Source organism: Exiguobacterium sp. s63 (assembly GCF_018617335.1).
Taxonomy (GTDB): Bacteria; Bacillota; Bacilli; order Exiguobacteriales; family Exiguobacteriaceae; genus Exiguobacterium.
In genome coordinates this window covers 211,897-232,036 of record NZ_JACSKB010000001.1, presented here as the reverse complement: position 1 = coordinate 232,036, position 20,140 = coordinate 211,897, and the positions used below count along the sequence as shown (strand labels likewise).

At 45.9% G+C, this 20,140-nt stretch carries 20 protein-coding genes, 1 riboswitch and 1 other annotated feature; of the genes, 17 read left to right on the top strand and 3 right to left on the bottom strand.

Annotation, left to right across the window (positions count from 1 at the left end; translation table 11 throughout):
* The first annotated feature begins 138 nt into the window (after positions 1-138).
* The 4 genes from KNO90_RS01200 (at position 139) to metG (ending at position 4,330) form a co-directional block, all read left to right on the top strand.
* Positions 139-1,122 (top strand): alcohol dehydrogenase catalytic domain-containing protein, encoded by a 984-nt coding sequence (locus tag KNO90_RS01200; protein ID WP_215112831.1) that lies wholly within the window; start codon positions 139-141, stop codon positions 1,120-1,122.
* The gene (locus tag KNO90_RS01195) at positions 1,104-1,697 is read left to right on the top strand and encodes a GNAT family N-acetyltransferase (protein WP_214740908.1); all 594 of its coding nucleotides are present in this window, start codon (positions 1,104-1,106) and stop codon (positions 1,695-1,697) included. Before KNO90_RS01200 ends, KNO90_RS01195 begins: the two co-directional genes overlap by 19 nt.
* 43 nt (positions 1,698-1,740) lie before the next feature.
* Positions 1,741-2,301 (top strand): histidine phosphatase family protein, encoded by a 561-nt coding sequence (locus KNO90_RS01190; RefSeq protein ID WP_215112830.1) that lies wholly within the window; start codon positions 1,741-1,743, stop codon positions 2,299-2,301.
* A 51-nt stretch (positions 2,302-2,352) separates the two neighbouring features.
* Positions 2,353-2,624 (top strand) — a binding site (T-box leader).
* Between the two features lie 62 nt (positions 2,625-2,686).
* Complete coding sequence (metG, locus tag KNO90_RS01185; protein ID WP_215112829.1) at positions 2,687-4,330, top strand: methionine--tRNA ligase; 1,644 nt, start codon at positions 2,687-2,689, stop codon at positions 4,328-4,330.
* Between the two features lie 91 nt (positions 4,331-4,421).
* Here the strand turns inward: metG and KNO90_RS01180 are convergent, their stop codons facing one another.
* Positions 4,422-5,426: a tyrosine-type recombinase/integrase gene (locus KNO90_RS01180; protein ID WP_215112828.1), complete on the bottom strand. Its 1,005-nt coding sequence runs from the start codon at positions 5,424-5,426 to the stop codon at positions 4,422-4,424.
* A gap of 101 nt (positions 5,427-5,527) precedes the next feature.
* Between KNO90_RS01180 and hflX the strand changes: the two genes are divergently transcribed.
* The 6 genes from hflX (at position 5,528) to KNO90_RS01150 (ending at position 11,365) form a co-directional block, all read left to right on the top strand.
* Positions 5,528-6,775 carry a GTPase HflX gene (gene hflX, locus KNO90_RS01175; protein WP_215112827.1) on the top strand — a complete coding sequence of 416 codons (1,248 nt, stop codon included), beginning with the start codon at positions 5,528-5,530 and terminating at the stop codon, positions 6,773-6,775.
* A gap of 2 nt (positions 6,776-6,777) precedes the next feature.
* On the top strand, positions 6,778-8,076 hold the full coding sequence (locus tag KNO90_RS01170) for a methionine gamma-lyase family protein (protein ID WP_215112826.1): 1,299 nt from the start codon (positions 6,778-6,780) through the stop codon (positions 8,074-8,076).
* 92 nt (positions 8,077-8,168) lie between these two features.
* Positions 8,169-8,573, top strand: a complete 405-nt coding sequence (locus KNO90_RS01165) for a MerR family transcriptional regulator (RefSeq protein ID WP_214692728.1) — start codon at positions 8,169-8,171, stop codon at positions 8,571-8,573.
* A gap of 47 nt (positions 8,574-8,620) precedes the next feature.
* Positions 8,621-9,961 carry a type I glutamate--ammonia ligase gene (gene glnA / locus KNO90_RS01160; protein ID WP_214777394.1) on the top strand — a complete coding sequence of 447 codons (1,341 nt, stop codon included), beginning with the start codon at positions 8,621-8,623 and terminating at the stop codon, positions 9,959-9,961.
* 124 nt (positions 9,962-10,085) lie between these two features.
* A riboswitch (guanidine-I (ykkC/yxkD leader) is annotated at positions 10,086-10,187 on the top strand.
* A 51-nt stretch (positions 10,188-10,238) separates the two neighbouring features.
* Positions 10,239-11,072, top strand: a complete 834-nt coding sequence (locus KNO90_RS01155) for an MBL fold metallo-hydrolase (RefSeq protein WP_215112825.1) — start codon at positions 10,239-10,241, stop codon at positions 11,070-11,072.
* Positions 11,069-11,365 (top strand): cupin domain-containing protein, encoded by a 297-nt coding sequence (locus tag KNO90_RS01150; RefSeq protein WP_214740895.1) that lies wholly within the window; start codon positions 11,069-11,071, stop codon positions 11,363-11,365. Before KNO90_RS01155 ends, KNO90_RS01150 begins: the two co-directional genes overlap by 4 nt.
* 57 nt (positions 11,366-11,422) lie before the next feature.
* Here KNO90_RS01150 and KNO90_RS01145 read toward each other — a convergent pair whose 3' ends face one another.
* Positions 11,423-11,863, bottom strand: coding sequence for a metal-binding protein (locus KNO90_RS01145; RefSeq protein ID WP_215112824.1), 441 nt, complete (start codon positions 11,861-11,863; stop codon positions 11,423-11,425).
* Positions 11,863-12,483, bottom strand: coding sequence for a transcriptional repressor LexA (gene lexA / locus KNO90_RS01140; RefSeq protein ID WP_215112823.1), 621 nt, complete (start codon positions 12,481-12,483; stop codon positions 11,863-11,865). The genes KNO90_RS01145 and lexA overlap by 1 nt, the downstream gene beginning before the upstream one ends.
* A 203-nt stretch (positions 12,484-12,686) precedes the next feature.
* Here lexA and KNO90_RS01135 point away from each other — a divergent pair, with 203 nt between their 5' ends.
* From KNO90_RS01135 to KNO90_RS01105, 7 genes are all read left to right on the top strand, one after another.
* Complete coding sequence (locus KNO90_RS01135) at positions 12,687-12,923, top strand: hypothetical protein (protein ID WP_215112822.1); 237 nt, start codon at positions 12,687-12,689, stop codon at positions 12,921-12,923.
* A gap of 71 nt (positions 12,924-12,994) precedes the next feature.
* Positions 12,995-13,639 carry a YneB family resolvase-like protein gene (locus KNO90_RS01130; RefSeq protein WP_214742381.1) on the top strand — a complete coding sequence of 215 codons (645 nt, stop codon included), beginning with the start codon at positions 12,995-12,997 and terminating at the stop codon, positions 13,637-13,639.
* A 60-nt stretch (positions 13,640-13,699) separates the two neighbouring features.
* Positions 13,700-13,933, top strand: coding sequence for a DUF896 domain-containing protein (locus KNO90_RS01125; protein WP_031423491.1), 234 nt, complete (start codon positions 13,700-13,702; stop codon positions 13,931-13,933).
* 199 nt (positions 13,934-14,132) lie between these two features.
* Positions 14,133-16,124 carry a transketolase gene (gene tkt, locus KNO90_RS01120; RefSeq protein ID WP_214740887.1) on the top strand — a complete coding sequence of 664 codons (1,992 nt, stop codon included), beginning with the start codon at positions 14,133-14,135 and terminating at the stop codon, positions 16,122-16,124.
* Positions 16,125-16,249: 125 nt separating this feature from the next.
* Complete coding sequence (locus KNO90_RS01115) at positions 16,250-16,483, top strand: YneF family protein (RefSeq protein ID WP_012726454.1); 234 nt, start codon at positions 16,250-16,252, stop codon at positions 16,481-16,483.
* 125 nt (positions 16,484-16,608) lie between these two features.
* Positions 16,609-18,363 carry an ABC transporter transmembrane domain-containing protein gene (locus tag KNO90_RS01110; protein ID WP_215113285.1) on the top strand — a complete coding sequence of 585 codons (1,755 nt, stop codon included), beginning with the start codon at positions 16,609-16,611 and terminating at the stop codon, positions 18,361-18,363.
* Positions 18,353-20,116: an ABC transporter ATP-binding protein gene (locus tag KNO90_RS01105; RefSeq protein ID WP_215112821.1), complete on the top strand. Its 1,764-nt coding sequence runs from the start codon at positions 18,353-18,355 to the stop codon at positions 20,114-20,116. Before KNO90_RS01110 ends, KNO90_RS01105 begins: the two co-directional genes overlap by 11 nt.
* Positions 20,117-20,140 lie beyond the last annotated feature (24 nt).

Here is a 20,140-nt window from a genome sequence, read left to right as displayed (position 1 = left end):
TATTCAATTGGGTGGGTTGGACGAATCGTTATTACACATTTTCACCTCTTCATAAAATGATATAAAAATAATTATACAAAATTTGATGAATTCTGTAAACTTGTCATATGGGTGAAATTGTCATAACAGGAGGATGGAATGATTCAACAAGCTTTGAAACTAGTAGGTAAGAAGGAATTGGAGTGGGCTGAAACACGAATATCAACTCTTGAGACGGATCAGGTTTTAATTAAAACCATCGCCACTGCCATTAGCATTGGTGCAGAGCTTCCCCAATATGAAGAAACGGATTTGACAGACTCAAGTCCGGTCTACCCTCGTAAAGTGGGATATGAGAGTTATGGGATCATTGTAAATAGAGGGGAAGGTGTGACTTCGCTCAATATCGGAGATCGGGTAATCGCTTTCTATGGACAACAAACATACGGAATTGTCTCTGAACAAAAAGCGTTTTACGTTCCGCCAGAAGTGGATTATAAAACAGCATTGTTAGCGATTTTGTCTTGCGATGCAGCAAAAGGGGTTAGAAAGTTAGCACCATCCTCTAGCGACTCGGTCATTGTGTCTGGTTTGGGGACGATGGGGTTACTTGCCACCTATTATCTACGAACCTATTATGGTGTAACAATGATTGATGCGATTGAGCCAGATTCGAATCGAAAAGAACTAGCTCATACGTTTGGTGTTGGCCGGGTGTATTCCTCGAACGAAATGAAAGAGAGCTTCTATGATTACGGCATTGAATGTTCGGCTCGCAATGATGGATTCATCAACCTTCAACAAGCCGTTAAGCCGAATGGGTCGATCTGTATCTTATCAGACGGCAATCGAGAAGAATTGGTGCTTCAACCTCAATTTTACGAAAAAGAACTACATATCGTCGGGTCTAGTGATGGTTGGGATTACAGTGAACATTTCAGCTGGTATTTTGAAGCGAGCCGACAAACACCATACGTAAAAAAGGTATTTGAGTTGGACATTGATCAATATAGCTTGATTGATACATTTGAAAAACTAAGCGAACGGACCATTAACCCATTAAAAATTGCAGTAACATATGAAAGTGAATTGAAAAAAATTATAAATGATAAGGATGAATCTACATGCTGGAATATAAACTAAATGGCGATATCACACTGAGAATGTTCAATACAGACGATGCGGACGCATTATTCAAGCTGACGATTGCATCGAAGCCATACCTTCGAGAGTGGCTTGGTTGGCTCGATTATATTGAAACAGTTGAAGACTCAAGGAAGAATATTGAAGGACGTATCAAAGGATTGATTGAAACGGGTGGATTTCCGAAGTCTTTCGCATTGATGTATAAAGGTCAACTGGCTGGAACAATTGGATTTAACGAAATCGATCGCGGAATCCAATGTGGCACAATCGGGTATTGGCTCGGACAAGAGTTTCAAGGGAAAGGGATCATGAGTCAAGCACTCGAGACACTCATCGAGTATGGCTTCAAAGATCTTAAACTAAATAAGATTGAGATCCGAGTCGCGACAGAGAATTCGAAGAGTCGAGCACTTCCGGAACGATTCGGTTTTACAGAAGAAGGGGTCATTCGGGATGCGGAATGGCTATATGACCGTTACGTCGATCATGTCGTCTACGGGTTGTTGCGACATGAATATTTGCAGCTAAATCATCACTCTAAAGCTTATGATGAGACTGGGAATCGTATGTAAACAACGACGAGAAAGATACGTATTTTAAAAAGGGGACTACTAGATGACAACTATATACTTTGTCAGGCATGCACATTCTACCTTTACACCAGATGAATTCGCTAGACCGTTATCTGAAAGTGGGATGCGGGATGTTGCTGAAATTACGAATCTCCTAATCGGTGAGGGAATCGATATTGTGACTTCGAGCCCTTACAAACGAGCCGTTCAAACCGTCCAAGGCATCGCGGATTATCTTGAACAAGACATTGTAGTGATGGATGATTTAAGAGAGCGAACCTTGACTTCAGCACCGGCTAAAGATTTTAAAAGTGCCATGGAAACCGTTTGGCAGAACCCGTCGTTCGCATGGGAAGGTGGAGAATCGAACGTTCAGGCTCAATCTAGAGGAATAGAGGCTCTACAATCACTGCTCCGTATGTACGAAGGGAAAAAAGTGGTGCTCGGCACACATGGAAATATCATGGTTCTCATCTTGAATTACTTTGATGCGCGATATAGATATGAGTTTTGGAAAGAACTCGACATGCCGGACCTCTATAAAGCGACTTTTGAGAACGACACATTGATGAGTGTCGATAAGTTATATAAACCTCAAGGTTAGAAATCTATTGACTACTGATAACTGATAAGACTAAGATACGTATAACTATATGAAAATGCGTTGAAGAGAAAAGTAAATCGAGTTCGTTTTTATACAGAGAACCTTGTAAGCTGAGAAAAGGTAAAAGACACTCGTTTGAAAATGGTCTCTGAGCTTCGTCCTGAACGTGCGGATTCACAAGTAGGAGGCGACGGGATTTGGCATCCGTTATCCATGTCACGGTATTCGTGTATAGCATGATACACAGTACTTGTAGAGGCATCTGATGTGAATCAGATTGCGAATTAAGGTGGTACCGCGAGAATTCAAACCTCGCCCTTAACTGTTGTTATTGACAGTTGAGGGCGAGGTTTTTTCAATTTTAAGGATGGGAGAGGATTTAAGAATGAGTATATTTATTGGTGGTGCTTGGGTTTATGCAAATGGTTCATTGCATTTAGGGCATATTTCTAGCCTACTTTCAGGTGATATCTTAGCAAGATATTATCGGAGTAAAGGGGAGGACGTTCTATATGTTTCAGGAAGTGATTGTAACGGAACACCAATCACTGTTCGTGCTAAACAAGAAGGTGTATCGGTTACGGAAATTGCTGACCGATACCATGATGAGTTCGTAGCGTGTTATTCATCTTTAGGTTTCTCTTATGATGTGTATGCACGTACCGATCATCCCCAGCATCATGAAGTGGTACAAGACATATTTACTGAACTTTACTCAAAAGGTTTTATTTATAAAAAAGAAGTGGAACAAGCCTATTGTGAAACATGTAAGCAATTCTTACCGGATCGCTATGTTGAAGGTACTTGTCCGGTATGTCATGGTTCCTCTCGTGGCGATCAATGTGATCATTGCTCAACAATTTTGGAACCCTTAGATTTATTGGAACCTCGATGTAAGCATTGCTTGAACAAACCGTCCACGCGCTCAACTGAACATTTTTACTTATCATTGAGTTCGTTTCAAAAATTTCTTGAGAAATATACGGAATATGCGGACTGTCAATCGTTATGGAGAGAGAATGCGATTTCTTTGACGAAGCGTTACTTACAAGAAGGTCTTCACGACCGTGCGGTATCACGTGATTTATCTATCGGTGTGAATGTTCCAATTATTGGATATGAAGAGAAAAAGGTGTATGTATGGATTGAGGCGGTTTCAGGATATTACTCAGCAAGTCGATTGTGGGCGCAATCAGTAGGAGCTGATGAGGCTTCTTTCTGGTCCAACTCAACTCGAGCTTATTACGTTCATGGAAAAGATAACATCCCGTTTCATTCCATCATCTGGCCAGCGATTTTAGAGGCTCTTGGAGACAAAGCACTCCCGACTCATATCGTATCTAACGAATATCTGACGCTAGAAAAAAGAAAGCTCTCAACAAGTAAAAATTGGGCAGTGTGGCTTCCTGATATGTTAGAACGATATGATCCAGACTCTATTCGCTATTTCTTAACGATCAATGCACCTGAAAATCGGGATGCAGATTTTTCATGGAAGGAGTTCATATATAGTCACAATGCAGAACTCTTAGGGGCCTACGGGAACTTCGTGAATCGAACATTAAAATTTATCGAGAAATCTTTTGAAAATCTCATTCCGAACGAAAATATTTCAAGTGAGATTGAAGAACGGATTAGCAACTTATATGCAGAAGTAGGTCAGTTAATCGAAGATACGAATTTTAAACAAGCGCTGGAATTGATTTTTGAAGCGATTCGATTTTCGAACAAATATTTTGATCAAACGCAACCATGGAAAACGATTAAGGAAAACCCAGCGGACTGCAGACAAACGTTAGCGAACTGTACGTTTTTAATCGTGAATTTTGGTAATGTATTAAAGCCGTTCTTACCATTTTCGAGTCAAAAAATACGAGATGCAATAGAGGTGGACAAGGAAGGGTGGGAGGTATTGAAAGTGAAATCTTCGATTCTTCAATATGACGGTCCATTATTTACAAGAATCGATACCCGTCAAATTGACGATGAAAGGGAAAGACTATTTCAGCATGCGATAGAAGCCAAATAAAGTAGAATCGGAATAATCATTAATTATTTATGAGTGTCCTTTATGCCAAATTTCGATAACACTTATAAACGGACAAAACAAGACCCGTCCTTCACGAGAGGGCGGGTCTTTCGTCTGACTCGAACAGTTCAGTTCCAAACTCTTCATAAGCCTGTTCGTAACGGCGAAGGGAAGACTCTTTATGCATACAGGTGATATTCATTCGATCGGATGGTGTCATATCTTCCGCATATGTCTTTAACACGTGGGCGTTTCGAAGCATCGATGGAGTGACGGAGCGCGCAAGTCCACTCCGTTCGTTCAATTGCCGCATCATTTTCGTGATCATGACAATCGTCAGTTGCTTCGGTTGATTCTTCGCATATACCCAGCGGAACGTCATTCGGGCGAAATCGAATGAGACGAAGACCGGATCTTCCGAGTACCAGCGTGGCCGCACCGGAGTCGGGATATCAGCCAAATAATTCATGAGTAACGATTGGTCTTCCTGCGAGAGCTTCAACGTGAATCGGTTTCCGAGACGGTCATACACGTCGAAGGTGTGATCAGCCAGATGCAAGTCGCTCATTCGCAAACGAATGATGTGATGGACGCGCAATCCATATTTATAGAAGAGCGTCACGATCAGTTCGTTCCGATTGACGAGATATGGATGGGCTTGCAATTGATTCTCGCTCAGTCCTCTCGTCGATCGAATCGTTTGCACGAGTCGGTCAAATTCAGATTCGAGTGCGACTTGGTCGATTGTCAACGTATGTGCCGGTTGCGAATAGGCAAGCATCTTTTTACGAAGCGGATTTAAAAAGTGGGTCAGGCTATTGATGACCGTGACGATCCTTGCGACGGTCGCCTGTTGATAGTGCTTCTCTTCGATTAAAAAGTCATTCACGAACGTCTTCCACGATTCGATGGGGACGTCTAACCAGTCCGTCGGTTCGTTCAGTTCGACATTGTGGTCGTGAAAGTATTTATGCACGTCGATCAAGTCGTAGCGATATCGTTTAAGCGTCGAGGGTTGACGGCCGCTTGCTCCGAGATGATACAAGTACGTTTCGATAAATTCCGGGAGCGGATAGTCTTTTCTACGTTTCGTCATGGTCGAGCCTCCTTCTTCTTTTATCCTACCACAAACGGACGTTCTCTATACGCTGATTCGTGGTAAGATGAAAGGTGAGACTTTATGGAATGAGGGATTACATGATTGAACGTGAAAAAGTTGTCATCGTCGGCTGTCAGTTACCGAATGTCGATGATTGGACATATGAACAGTCGATGGGCGAGCTCGTCGAACTCGTGGATACGGCGCAAGGTGAGGTCGTCGCACGACTCGACCAAAAGCGTCAACAAGTCGACCGTCGTACCTTTATCGGGAAAGGAAAAATTGAAGAGCTCGCGATGCTCGTCGAACAGTTCGAGCCGGACTTGTTAATCTTCAACGCCGAATTGACTCCGGCGCAGTCGAAGAACATTCGCATCGCCTTGAACGACCCGGATGAGATGAAGCTGATCGACCGCACGCAGCTCATCTTAGATATCTTTGCGAGCCGTGCGCAATCGCGTGAAGGGAAATTGCAGGTCGAACTCGCGCAGATGAACTATTTGCTGCCGCGTCTCATCGGTCAAGGGACACAGCTTTCGCGACTCGGTGGTGGAATCGGGACGCGTGGTCCTGGTGAGACAAAACTTGAATCGGACCGTCGTCACATCAAGCGACGCATCGATGAAATCACGAAACAGCTCGAGGGGACAGTCGCACACCGGGACCGCTACCGGGAACGTCGGAAAGAAAATCGCGTATTCCAGGTCGCGCTCGTCGGGTATACGAATGCTGGGAAGTCGACAATCTTTAACCGATTGACCGATGCCGACACGTACGAGCAGGATGAACTGTTCGCGACGCTCGACCCGTTGACGCGTGAACTCGAACTTCCACGCGGCGGAAAAATATTGATTACCGATACGGTCGGATTCATCCGTGACTTGCCGACGAAACTCGTTGCAGCCTTCCGTTCGACGTTGGAAGAAGTAGTCGGTGCCGACTTGATCCTTCATGTCATCGATGCGTCGAACCCACATTATTTGAACCAAATCGATACGACGAATGCGGTATTGGAAGAACTCGGTGCGAGTGAGGTCCCACAACTCGAGGTATATAATAAGAAAGACCGGCTCACGGAAGACTTCGTCGGCGGACCGCTCTTGATCTCAGCGATCGCATCAGAAGATATCGTGACGTTGACTGGTGCTCTCGAGGATAAGATTGCGGACATTTTGACAAAAGTCCACGTCATTCTCACGGTGACGGCTTTTGAACATTACCACCCGGCCAAAGAGGCAATGTATCGTCTTGAAGAAAATTTCTTGGAAGACGGTTCTGTCGAGTTGGTAGGCTATATGAGAGAAGACACGCGTCTATACGCGACGCTAAAACAATTTGAGGTGTAAGTATGTGGCAAGAAAAGATTGAACATTATGATGCACTCGCGCCGTTCGTGAAAAAAGCAGAGGCGCGGGTCAAACCGTTTTTTGAAAAGATAGAAGAAACAGCCGAATTCAACCAGTATCGCGTCCTGGAATCGTTTAAAAAGCATAAAGTATCGGACTTTCATTTTAATCCGACGACGGGATATGGATATGATGATCTCGGTCGGGACACGCTCGAATCGATTTATGCGGACGTGTTCGGAGCAGAGCTCGCATTATGTCGACCGCAAATCATCTCGGGTACCCATGCAATCGGGATTGCCCTGTTCGGTGTCCTGCTACCAGGTGATGAACTGCTCTATATCACAGGGAAACCGTATGACACGCTCGAGGAGATCGTCGGCATCCGAGGCGATGGTCGCGGTTCTCTGAAAGAACTCGGTGTCCTTTACGATACTGTCGAATTAAAAGAGGAACGTGAAATCGACATCGACCGCGTCATCGAACGGATTCGTCCGGAGACGAAACTCGTTGGGATTCAGCGCTCGAAAGGATATGCGAATCGTCGCAGTATTCCAGTAGAAGAAATCAAGATTGCCATCGAACGCATCAAAGCGGCGCATCCGCATGTGTATGTGTTCGTGGACAATTGCTACGGTGAATTTGTCGAGACGATTGAACCGACGCACGTCGGAGCCGACTTGATGGCCGGTTCTCTCATTAAAAATCCGGGTGGTGGATTGGCGAAGACAGGCGGTTATATCGCTGGTACGAAAGAGTTGATTGAACGCTGTTCGTTCCGAATGACGACTCCAGGGATCGGAAGTGAAGCCGGACCATCACTCTATTCGCTTCAAGAGATGTATCAAGGCTTCTATATGGCACCTCATACAGTCGCACAGGCATTAAAAGGGGCGCATTTGACGGCAAGTCTATTGTCGTTGATTGGATTTGAAACTGATCCACACTATTCGACTCCAAGAACGGACTTGATTCAGTCGGTGACGTTCCGTGACCGTGACAAGATGATTGCGTTTTGTCAGAGTATCCAAATGGCATCACCAGTGAATGCCCATGCGTTGCCAGTACCGGCCTATATGCCAGGCTATGAAGATGACGTCATCATGGCGGCTGGGACATTTATTCAAGGGTCTTCCATCGAACTGTCTGCCGACGGTCCGCTTCGGGCACCGTACACAGCTTACGTCCAAGGTGGTCTGACGTATGCTCACGTAAAAGTCGCTCTTATGTTGGCGTTGAGCCAATTACACGGTAAAGGATTGGTCGAATTCAACGACCAAAATCAGCCGACACATTTGTAACCAATCTGTCATGTTAACTTTCTTAACATCTATTGACAGGATTGTTGTCATATATTATTCTCACATTGTGAGACAGAAAAGGAGGGGTAAGGATGGCCGATCAATTTCGTCGCTCCAACCCGTTGTTTCCGATTGGAATCGTCCAAGATCTGACGCAATTGACAGGTAGGCAGATTCGGTATTACGAAGAACAGGGTCTGATTTCGCCTAGTCGGACGGAATCGAAACGACGACTTTATTCCTTTAATGATGTCGAACGTCTACTCGCAATCAAGGATTACATTGACCAAGGCTTTAATTTGGCGGCGATTCGCCACATGTTAGAGCAAGAAGGTGAAAAAGAAGCGGAAGCATCTGCTCCTGCCGCACCGGTCAATGAAGCACCGAAGGTTTCGGAAAAAGAGTTACATCATTTGTTGAAAACACAGCTTCAAGAAGCCGGTCGTTTCAATAAGACGTCGCTCATTCAAGGTGAGCTTTCACGTTTTTATCGATAACGCCGCACACATCAACCATTACGCAATGTGAGAGGGGACATTTTACCATGGCCAGAAAAACGTTCACAAAAGAAGACATTAAACGCATCGCACAAGAGGAAGACGTACGCTTTATTCGTCTTCAATTCACGGACATCCTCGGAACAATCAAAAACGTCGAGGTGCCGATCAGCCAATTGGACAAAGCACTTGATAACAAGATGATGTTTGACGGATCGTCAATCGAAGGATTCGTCCGCATCGAGGAATCAGACATGTACTTATATCCAGACCTCAACACATGGGTTGTCTTCCCGTGGACAGATGGCAGCGGAAAAGTCGCTCGCTTAATTTGTGATATTTATAACCCAGACGGTACACCATTCAGCGGTGACCCGCGCGGTACTCTGAAGCGCAACCTTGAGAAGATGCAAAAACTTGGCTTCTCAGCGTTCAACGTTGGACCAGAGCCAGAATTCTTCTTGTTCAAGAAAGACGCATCAGGTCGTCCGACACTTGAGCTCAACGACCAAGGTGGATACTTCGACTTGGCGCCAGTTGACCTCGGTGAAAACTGCCGTAAAGAAATCGTCATCGAACTTGAAAACATGGGCTTTGAAATCGAAGCATCACACCACGAAGTTGCACCAGGACAACACGAAATCGACTTCAAATACGCGGATGCTGTCACAACGGCAGATAACATCCAAACGTTCAAGCTCGTCGTCAAGACGATTGCAGCGAAGTATGGTCTTCACGCGACATTCATGCCAAAACCACTCTTTGGTGTAAACGGTTCAGGAATGCACGCGAACATGTCACTCTTCAAAGGTGACTCAAACGTCTTCTACGATCCAAATGGTGACATGGAACTTTCGGACACAGCACGCGCGTTCACGGCTGGTATCTTGGAGCACGCTCGTGCGTTCACAGCAGTATGTAACCCGACTGTGAACTCATACAAGCGTCTCGTACCTGGTTACGAAGCACCTTGCTATGTTGCATGGAGTGCACGCAACCGTTCACCACTCGTACGTGTACCAGCGGCACGTGGTCTCTCGACTCGTATCGAAGTACGTTCGGTTGACCCAGCAGCGAACCCGTACCTCGCACTTGCTGCCCTCTTGGCTTCAGGTCTTGACGGAATCGAAAAAGATTTGAATGCACCTAAACCAATCGACAGCAACATCTACGTGATGGACAAGCCAGAGCGTGTTGCGAACGGAATCGACGATCTCCCAGCAACGCTCTTCGACGCACTCGAAGTCCTTCGTGCGGACAAAGTCGTGATGGACTCACTCGGTGAGCATATCGGCGAACACTTCCTCGAGTTGAAAGAAATCGAGTGGGATATGTTCCGTATGCAAGTAACGGAGTGGGAACGCGATCAGTACATGACGCTCTACTAATCTATTAGATTCATCGACTCTTGTCGGACACTTCATTCAGAAGCAGTCGGCAAGAGTTTTTTGGTTAAATGAAAAGTTATAATTGAAAATTAATGAATCGAATCGTATAATTATAAAAAATATTGTTAAAGTTCTCTAGGGTTCCGCATTTTGAAATGGTTCTGGTCCGAGAGGGAACGTACAGTAGCATATACTGTATACACGGAAGGATAAAAGCCTGGGAGATATCTGATTGAGATATCTCCCAGGCTTATTTTTTTTAAGGAGTGAAAGGGATATGAAGCAATTTGAGAGTGAATCGGTCAAAATCTATCAGAGTGCTCTGTGGAAAACGACGAGCACGATTGTTGAAGGAGAGGATTTTATACTTCTTGTCGATCCGACATGGTTACCGATTGAAATTGAGGAAATAAAAAAAGATATTGAAAAGATTCGAGCAGGACGAACGCTATACTTGTTGTTCACGCACGGGGATTTCGATCATATTATTGGTTATGGTGCCTTTCCGGATGCGATTGTAATTGGAAGTGAGGGCATGAAACATCATCCGAGAAAGCAATATAAACTCAATCTCATCAATCAATTTGACAATGAATACTATATCGATCGCCCGTATGATATTCAGTTTCCAGAACTTGATTGTGTCATTAAAGAAGACGGTCAACAATTGAAGTTGGGTGAGACGACGATCACGTTCTATTTAGCGCCCGGTCATACGCACGACGGATTGTTTGCAATCATCGAACCTCAAGGGATTTGGATTGCGGGAGATTATCTATCTGATTTTGAGTTGCCATATATATTTGATCAATCATCTGCATACTTGAATACGTTAGATAAAGCCGAAGTGATTTTAAAAAATCGCAACATTACACTTCTCATTCCGAGTCACGGTGAATTCACAACTGACACGGGTGCTATGTTGGCTCGACTTGAGATGGCGCGTAGCTATATAAAACGTTTGGTTCGTTCGGTAGAACAAAACGATAATGAGGCAATCATCGCATTAGGAGAAGAGATGAAGTATCCATCGTCATTTACGAGAGAATGTCATGAAGGGAACGTGGATCTTGTAAGGCAGGAGTGTCTTGAAAGAGGTGTACAACTATGAAAGTAGTTGATTTGAAAAAGTTAGGGAGATCCCTTGAAATTGATCAAGATTATGAATTAAAGAAAATAGATGCAGGTAGCTTGATTATGATTCATTTGAGAAATCAATCTTATCCATATGAAGTGCATGACTCTAATGAAGAAATCATTATCGCATTTCAGGGTGGTTTTTCAATCGAGACAAAGACCGAGTCTCTGATCGTTCCAGAGGGTCATATGGTGACGATTCCAAAAGGGGTTGAACACCGGTTTGGAGCAGAGAGTAATGCCGTTGTACTAGTGGCGTTCGGATAAACAATGTACGATAAAAGGCGATTTTCTCCGTATGAGGGGAAATCGCCTTTCGATTGTTCAGAATGCTTTTTTTATAAATGTCGATGTATAGTCGAGCATTGTATGCAGCGTTGTCGCAAACACGAGCCCTAAAAAGAAAGACAAGCCATGAATGTCAACCCATGAGCGGATTGCCTCTTCGTATGCCGTGAAGGGCAAGGTCAGCACGAGTGGAAAGCCGATATATGCAATCCGAATCACATCACTCAAACCAGGTAAGTGCGAGAAGAGCGAACGGTGCGGCATAAGCTTTACGTAAGGGAGCCAGATCAATTTGAGTGGTCCCCATCGATAATAGGCGTCTGATTTTAAATCGAGGTCCGGGGAGAGCCAGAGTGTACCGATGATGGCACCGATGATCAATGAGAACGGAACATCGATTTCAAGAAAAGGCGTGGCAACCGCAAGTGCTCCGGTTGCCACGAGATTCGTACGAGTATGGGTCTTGCCACTAGCCATTAATGAATCGTCCGGTATACACCGATAACCTTCCCTAAAATCGAGACGTTGTCAAAATACATCGCTTCTAACTCGTCGTTCTCCGGTTGAAGGCGGACCTTTGAAGCTTCCTTGTAAATCCGTTTCACGGTCGCTTCGCCTTCTTCCGTCATAGCAACGACAATCTCTCCATTGTCGGCCGTGCTCTGCTGGCGGACGAGAACCCGGTCCCCGTCTAAGATGCCTGCGTTGATCATCGAATCCCCAGAGACAGACAACATGTATACATTATCTGAACCGACGATATGTGCCGGGAGCGGGAAGTGTTCTTCCACGTTCTCGATGGCGGTGATCGGTGTCCCGGCAGTGACTTTCCCGATGACCGGTACGTACATGACGGACTCTTGTTCTTCCATTGACGGCATGTCGTCAGTTAAAATTTCAATCGCGCGAGGCTTCGTCTTGTCTCGACGAATCAATCCGCGCTTCTCTAAACGATCTAGGTGACCGTGGACGGTCGAACTAGATGCTAGACCGACGGCTTCACCAATTTCACGAACAGAAGGCGGATAACCTTTTGCCCGTACTTCGTCTTTGATGAAATCAAGAATCTGTTGTTGTCGCGTTGACATTTTCTTCATTATGTTCACCTCGATATAATCGAATAACCTGCAATCGCATCCTATTCTTTATGTGTCTAGTGTAACACAAGAACACATGAGCGTACAAACATTCGTTCGTTTTTTTATGTTGACCGAACACGGGTTCTTGTTTTATGATGAGAACAGATAAACGAACAAACGTTCTAACGAACATATATTCTTATACAGGAGGCAATGCAATCATGAAAGATACACTCAACGGAATCATTTTAGTCGGGATGCTCTTGGTCGGGATGTTCGCCTTTTATTTGGCTGGGGAAATGCGAGGGGAATCAAAGGTTGTCGATCCGGTCGTCACGACAGAGCGGACGATTGAAGAAGAGGTCGCATACGTCGAAGCGGAATCACTCGAAGCACAGATTATGGCTGAGCGCGAAGCGCATAATGAACGAAAAATGAAATGGTATGCCGCTGAGTGATCGTTCTTCATTGCGAACGGTTTACGAACTGTGTATCGTAAGAAATGAATGCGATGAAAGGGAGTGATGCGATGCGAGTCGTCATCTATTGTCGGGTATCGACGAACAAGTCTACCCAAGAGACATCACTCAGTCGGCAAGTCGAAGAATTACAAGAATTGGCTTCTCGATTAGGGGCCGACGTTATTGATGTCATCACTGAGCAAGAAAGTGGCTATGAAGTGAACCGACAAGGGTTACTCGATTTGCTTGACCATGTATCCACTTCGCAACTGGATGCCGTTCTCGTCACGGACGACAGCCGTTTAGGACGAGGCAATGCCAAGATTGCGATTTTGCATACATTAATGAAGCATGACGTTCGATTGCTGACGATGCAGTCGACGTCGGACTATGTCGTTTCCGATGCCGAGAAAATGGTATTGGAGATTGTCAGTGTTGTCGAAGAGTATCAGCGTAAGATTCATAACGCAAAAATTTCTCGTGGGATGCGTCGTGCGGTCGCTAACGGATTCAACCCACAACGTAACATTCAAAGTAATGATCAAGGCGGGCGACATCGAATCGAAGTTCCAATCGAAGAGATTATTCAATTGCGCGAGCGTGGCTTGACGTTCGCTGAGATTGCGGCGACACTTCGAGGATTTGGCTATGAAGTCTCGAAAGCAACGGTCAATCGACGATATCTCGAACACCAGTCAGTTGCTGAAACTTGATTCTTCCTCTCTGATTTTGTAAAGTATAAGAACAAATTCACTAGAGAGGGGGCGAGTCGGATGTTAGCACCAGGACAATTGGAGCGAATCAATTTCCTCGCCAACAAAGCGAAGACAGAAGGACTGTCTCAAGAAGAAATGAACGAACAACAGGACTTGCGTCAAGAATACTTGAAAGCGTTTCGTCAGTCGTTCAAATCACAAATGATGGGGATGAAAGTCGTCGACCCAGATGGAAACGACGTTACCCCAGAGAAGTTGAAAGAAGATCAAAAACGCTATCGCGGTGAGTGATACTGAATGCACATCCTATTTCGTATAGGATGTGCATTTTTGTTATACACGAACACGCATCAGACGAACGGATTACACGCTATTTTATTCAATAGAAGGAAACGATTTCATCAAATGTGTTATACTAATTAATTAGTTGTGACACACGATTGAGTGTGATAAAATATGACGGGTAGAAAACCTTCTTAACACAGAGAGGATGAAATTAGTGGAAACAACTACTAAAGAATTATTAGCGATTAACTCGATTCGGACGCTCTCAATTGATGCGGTCCAAAAAGCGAACTCTGGTCACCCAGGGATGCCGATGGGGGCTGCCCCGATGGCGTTTACACTTTGGACGGATAAAATGCGTCACAACCCGAAAAACCCGAACTGGTTCAACCGTGACCGTTTCGTGCTTTCAGCGGGTCATGGATCGATGCTCTTGTATTCGCTCCTTCACTTGTCTGGCTATGATTTGTCGATGGACGATTTGAAATCATTCCGTCAAATGGACTCGAAGACACCTGGTCACCCTGAATACCGCCACACGGCTGGGGTAGATGCGACAACGGGACCACTTGGACAAGGGATTGCGATGGCTGTCGGGATGGCCATGGCAGAGAAACATTTAGAAGCGACTTACAACCGTGACGAGTTCAACGTCGTTGACCACTATACGTTCGGTATTTGCGGAGACGGAGACTTGATGGAAGGTGTATCTGCTGAGGCGGCTTCACTCGCAGGTCACTTGAAGCTCGGTAAACTCGTCGTTCTTTACGATTCAAACGACATCTCTCTCGATGGCGACCTTCATAAGTCATTCTCTGAAAGCGTAGAAGACCGTTTCAATGCGTACGGATGGCAAGTCATTCGTGTCGAAGATGGAACAGATATTGATTCAATCGCAAAAGCAATCGATGCAGCAAAAGCTGAAACATCAAAACCGACATTGATCGAAGTTAAAACGGTCATCGGATTCGGTTCACCGAACAAATCAGGTAAATCGGCATCACACGGTGCTCCACTTGGAGATGCTGAAATCGAATTGACGAAACAGTTCTATAAATGGGAAGGCGAGTCATTCTACGTACCAAGCGAAGTATATGACTTGTTTAACGAGAAAGTTGTCGAGCCTGGCGCGAAATATGAATCAGACTGGAACGAACTCGTAGAAGCATATAAAGCGGCACACCCAGAACTCGGTGCACAGTTCGAGCGTGCAATGAACAATGAGCTTCCTGAAGGTTGGGATAGCGAGTTGCCGACATTCGAAATCGGTTCGAAAAAAGCAACACGTCAAACGAGCGGAGAAGTGTTGAACGCGATCGCAAAAGCAGTACCGACACTCTTCGGTGGGTCGGCTGACCTTGCCGGGTCGAACAACTCGATGATCAAAGGTGCAGTGGACTTCGATGAAGATCCAGCTGGCCGTAACATCTGGTTCGGTGTTCGTGAGTTCGCGATGGCAGCGGCTGTGAACGGTATGGCCCTTCATGGTGGTGTGCTTCCTTACGGTGCAACGTTCTTCGTCTTCTCGGATTACCTTCGTCCTGCAGTTCGTCTCGCAGCACTTATGGGACTTCCATCAACGTTCATCTTGACGCACGACTCAATCGCAGTCGGTGAAGATGGTCCAACGCACGAGCCGGTCGAGCATTTGATGAGCTTCCGCGCGATGCCGAACCTCTCAGTTCTTCGTCCTGCTGACGGCAAAGAAACGATTGCAGCTTGGAAACAAGCGGTGACATCGAAAACGACTCCTTCACTTCTCGTCTTGACTCGTCAAGCGTTACCAGAACTCGAAGGCACATCTGTTGAAACGGCAGCAAAAGGAGCTTACGTCGTTGCAGGTGAATCGAAAGATGCAGACGTTCTCTTGCTCGGTACAGGTTCAGAAGTACATGTCCTCGTCGAAGCGCGCGAGCAACTCGCGTCAGAAGGCGTGAAAGCGGCAGTCATCTCGATGCCATCATGGGAACTCTTCGAAGCGCAATCTGCAGAATATAAAGAGTCTGTCCTTCCATCTTCAGTGACGAAACGCGTATCGCTTGAAGCGGGTGCGACACTTGGATGGTACAAATATGTAGGATTCGGTGGTAAAGTACTCGGAATCGACAAGTTCGGAGCATCTGCACCGGGAGACCTCCTCATGAAAGAGTACGGCATGTCAGTTGACAACGTCGTCAATGCAGTAAAATCACTTTAATCTCATGTTAGATTGTTGTGACGGCCATTCATTTGGCCGTCACTTTTTTTCTGGACGACTAGCGAAGTTGCTCAATTTAGTGTATAGTAAAAAACGATGTTTCATATGGTAGAGGAGGTAAAGCCTTGAGTACATTATTCTGGATTCTTCTTGTCGTGGCAGCACTCATCGGGGGGATCGCGATCGGATTCTTCATCGCGCGTAAATACATGATGAACTACCTTGAACAGAACCCGCCAATCAATGAAGATATGATTCGTACGTTGATGATGCAGATGGGTCAAAAGCCATCACAGAAGAAAGTCAACCAAGTGATGCGCGCCATGAACGTGCAGATGAAAAACGAAAAGAAATCATAATCAATCACGAAAGCACTTCGGTTCCCGAAGTGCTTTTTTGTTTCCTCTTTTTGTTAGACAATCGAACAAACTTTCGCTACGATTAATGAATAATCTTTATCTAAAGACAAAGGGGGGCGTTTCACATTCGTGTATTTAAACAGTTATCTTGGTTTTTGCGTCTTGAGTGGAAGACCTACGCGCTCGGCATTGTCTTACTGATCTTCGTGGCTGGCCTAGAACTGATTCCACCACGCATTATCGGACGGATCGTCGATGAGATCAACCGTGGTTCGCTATCGTCAAACACGCTTTGGTTGTTACTCGGGGGACTTGCCGCCGTTGGGGTTGGGAATTATATCGCTCGCTTCTTTTGGCGCTATTTTATCTTCGGCGCGTCGATTCGACTAGGAAGAATGCTTCGGAGCCAACTATACCGACATTTCACAGATCTTGATCAACGGTTTTATAAAAAGTCACGTGTCGGGGATTTGATGGCCCACGCGACAAATGATGTACAAGCCGTATCGATGACGGCGGGGGCGGGGATTTTGACGCTCGTCGATAGCGTGACACTCGGGACGTTCGTCATCATCACGATGATTACGACAATCAGTTGGAAGTTGACGCTCGTCGCTTTGCTACCGTTACCAGTCATGGTCGCTTTGACGACGCGGTATGGAAAGATGTTACATAGCCGATTCGGGGTCGCCCAAGCGGCATTTTCAGAATTGAATGACAAAGTACAGGAAAGTGTCAGTGGCGTCCGTGTCTTAAAATCGACGGGGGAAGTCGACCGGGATGTGGAATCGTTTGAGAATTTATCGAGTGAAGTCATGGCCAAAAACGTACGAGTCGCGAAGATTGATGCCTTATACGACCCGACCATCTTCGGAATTGTCGGACTCTCTTATATCCTCTCGGTTGGGTATGGAGCCGTCTTGATTGAACAAGGAGAATTGACGATTGGACAGATTGTCAGCTTCACAGCTTATTTGGCACTGTTGACGTGGCCGATGTTAGCCTTTGGATGGTTGTTTAACATCGTGGAGCGAGGTCGCGCGTCTTACGACCGGATTGAGCGAATGCTCGCCGTCAAACCTGAGATTCAAGACGACCGCATGGCTGCGACGACGCTCTCTCATTCAGAGGTGGAAGTCGATATTCGAAACTTCGCCTATGACGAGACCGTTGTGCTCCACAATGTTCATTTTCGGATTGAACGTGGAAAAACAATCGGGATTGTCGGCAGAACAGGTGCGGGGAAGACAACGATTGTCCGTCTGTTGACACGTGAGTATGACGTGAAAGATGGAAAGATTACAATCGGCGGGATCAACATCCGCCAAGTGAAAAAGTCACTTCTGATGGATAAGATTGCGGTCGTGCCGCAAGATCATTTCTTGTTCTCGGATTCGATTGCGAACAATATCTCGTTCGGAAGACCTGAAGCGAGCATGGAAGAAATCATCGAGGCGGCGAAAGTCGCTGAAGTACATGAAGACATCATTCGACTTCCGGAAGGATATGCGACACTCGTCGGTGAACGCGGGGTCACATTATCAGGTGGTCAGAAACAACGGATTTCTATCGCGCGGGCGCTCATGACAGCGGCTGATGTCTTGATCTTAGATGATGCGTTATCTGCCGTCGATGCGAAAACGGAAGAGTCGATCATCGAGCATTTCCGAGTCGGCAATCCGGACCAGGCGCGCGTCATCGTCGCCCATCGACTTTCCGCCGTGGAACATGCTGACGAGATTCTCGTGATTGAGGACGGAAATATTATTCAGCGAGGTCGTCATGAGACATTGCTTCAAGAGACAGGCTGGTATCGAGAGACATATGATCGTCAGCAACTTGAAGCGATTGTAGAAGGGGGTGGACACGATGAAACATGATGTCCAAGAATGGCAAGTCATCAAGCGTCTGCTCAGTTACGCGAAACGTTACGGAAAACCGCTAAGTGTTGCCTTCGTATTTCTCTTGATTGCGACAGGTGCAAAGTTGGCAGGACCGTTTCTAATCAAAGTATTCATCGATGAATTCGTCACACCGGGTGTCTATCCGACGAACTGGGTCATCGCTCTATTCGCCGTCTATATGGTTCTTCATGTATCTGCAATCGTGTTTGATTATCTACAATCGATTTCGTTTCAAAAGATTGCGCTAAAGATTGTCCAAAATATTCGGATGGATATCTTCCGTCATGTCATGGGGATGCGACTCGCCTATTTTGACCGCACACCAGCGGGCGTCCTTGTATCCCGTATTACGAATGATACGGAGGCGGTAAAAGAGCTATACGTAGGGGTAATGAGTACGTTCGTTCAGTCCACTGTTCAGTTGATCGGGACGTATATCTTCCTCTACATCTTGGAGCCACCGCTCGCGACGATGGGACTCATCCTGTTGCCTCTCTTCTGGCTCATCATTTGGGCGTATCGTCGTTTCTCGACGAAATATTTCGCACAAGTGCGTGATTTGTTGTCACAACTCAACGCCCAGTTGAATGAATCGATCAATGGGATGGGTATCATTCAACAATTTCGTCAAGAAGAGCGCCTCATTCGTCAGTTCGAAGAGACGAATGAGGCACATCAGGAGGCACGATATCGAAACTTAAAACTCGATAGCATGTTGCTCCGCCCGATTATCGAATTGCTTCTCGCCTTCTCCATCATTGGTCTGCTCGGTTATTACGGGGTACTCTCGATGAGTGAACAGGTTCAAGTTGGGGTCGTATATGCGTTTATCAGCTATATTGAACGTATTTTCCGTCCGGTGCTTGATATCATGCAACGTTTGAGCGAATTTCAACAAGCGGTCGTATCGGCAGACCGTGTCTTCAAAATTTTAGATACGGATGAGCCAGCTCCTGGTAAACAGTTGCCTGGTGAAGCGCACATCACCGAAGGAGAAGTTCGATTCGAAGATGTGACGTTCAGTTACGACGGAGAAGTTGACGTATTAAAACAGATTTCGTTCGTTGCGAAACCTGGAGAGACGGTCGCCCTCGTTGGGCATACGGGGAGTGGAAAAAGTTCAATCATCAATTTGTTGACACGATTTTATCCTTATGAATCAGGTCGCATCACGATTGATGGGCAACCGCTCGAACAGTTCGAGGAGCAAGAGCTTCGTCAACAGGTCGGTCTTGTCCTACAAGACCCATTCTTATTTACCGGAACAATCGAAGAGAACTTAAAACTCTTTAATCCGGCCATTGATTCTGAACGCGCGCGGGAGGCTGCTGAATTCGTCCAAGCGCATACGTTCATAGAGAAGCTGGACGCTGGCTATGGTCATGTCGTCGGAGAGCGTGGCGCGACGTTCTCGAGCGGAGAACGACAATTGCTCGCGTTTGCCCGTACGGTCGCGCGTAATCCGAAAGTACTTATTCTCGATGAAGCGACGAGTTCCATTGATACCGAAACGGAAGAACGTGTACAGACCGCGCTCGATCGGATGCGCCGTGGTCGGACGACGATTGCAATCGCCCATCGCCTGTCGACGATTCAAGATGCGGATTTGATTTTGGTTTTGCATCGCGGTGAGATTGTGGAACGGGGCAATCATCAACAGCTATTAAAGCAAGATGGACTGTATAAAAAGATGTATGAATTACAATCCGGTCAACGTCTGATGTCTTGAATTGGAAAGGATGCCTATTCAGGT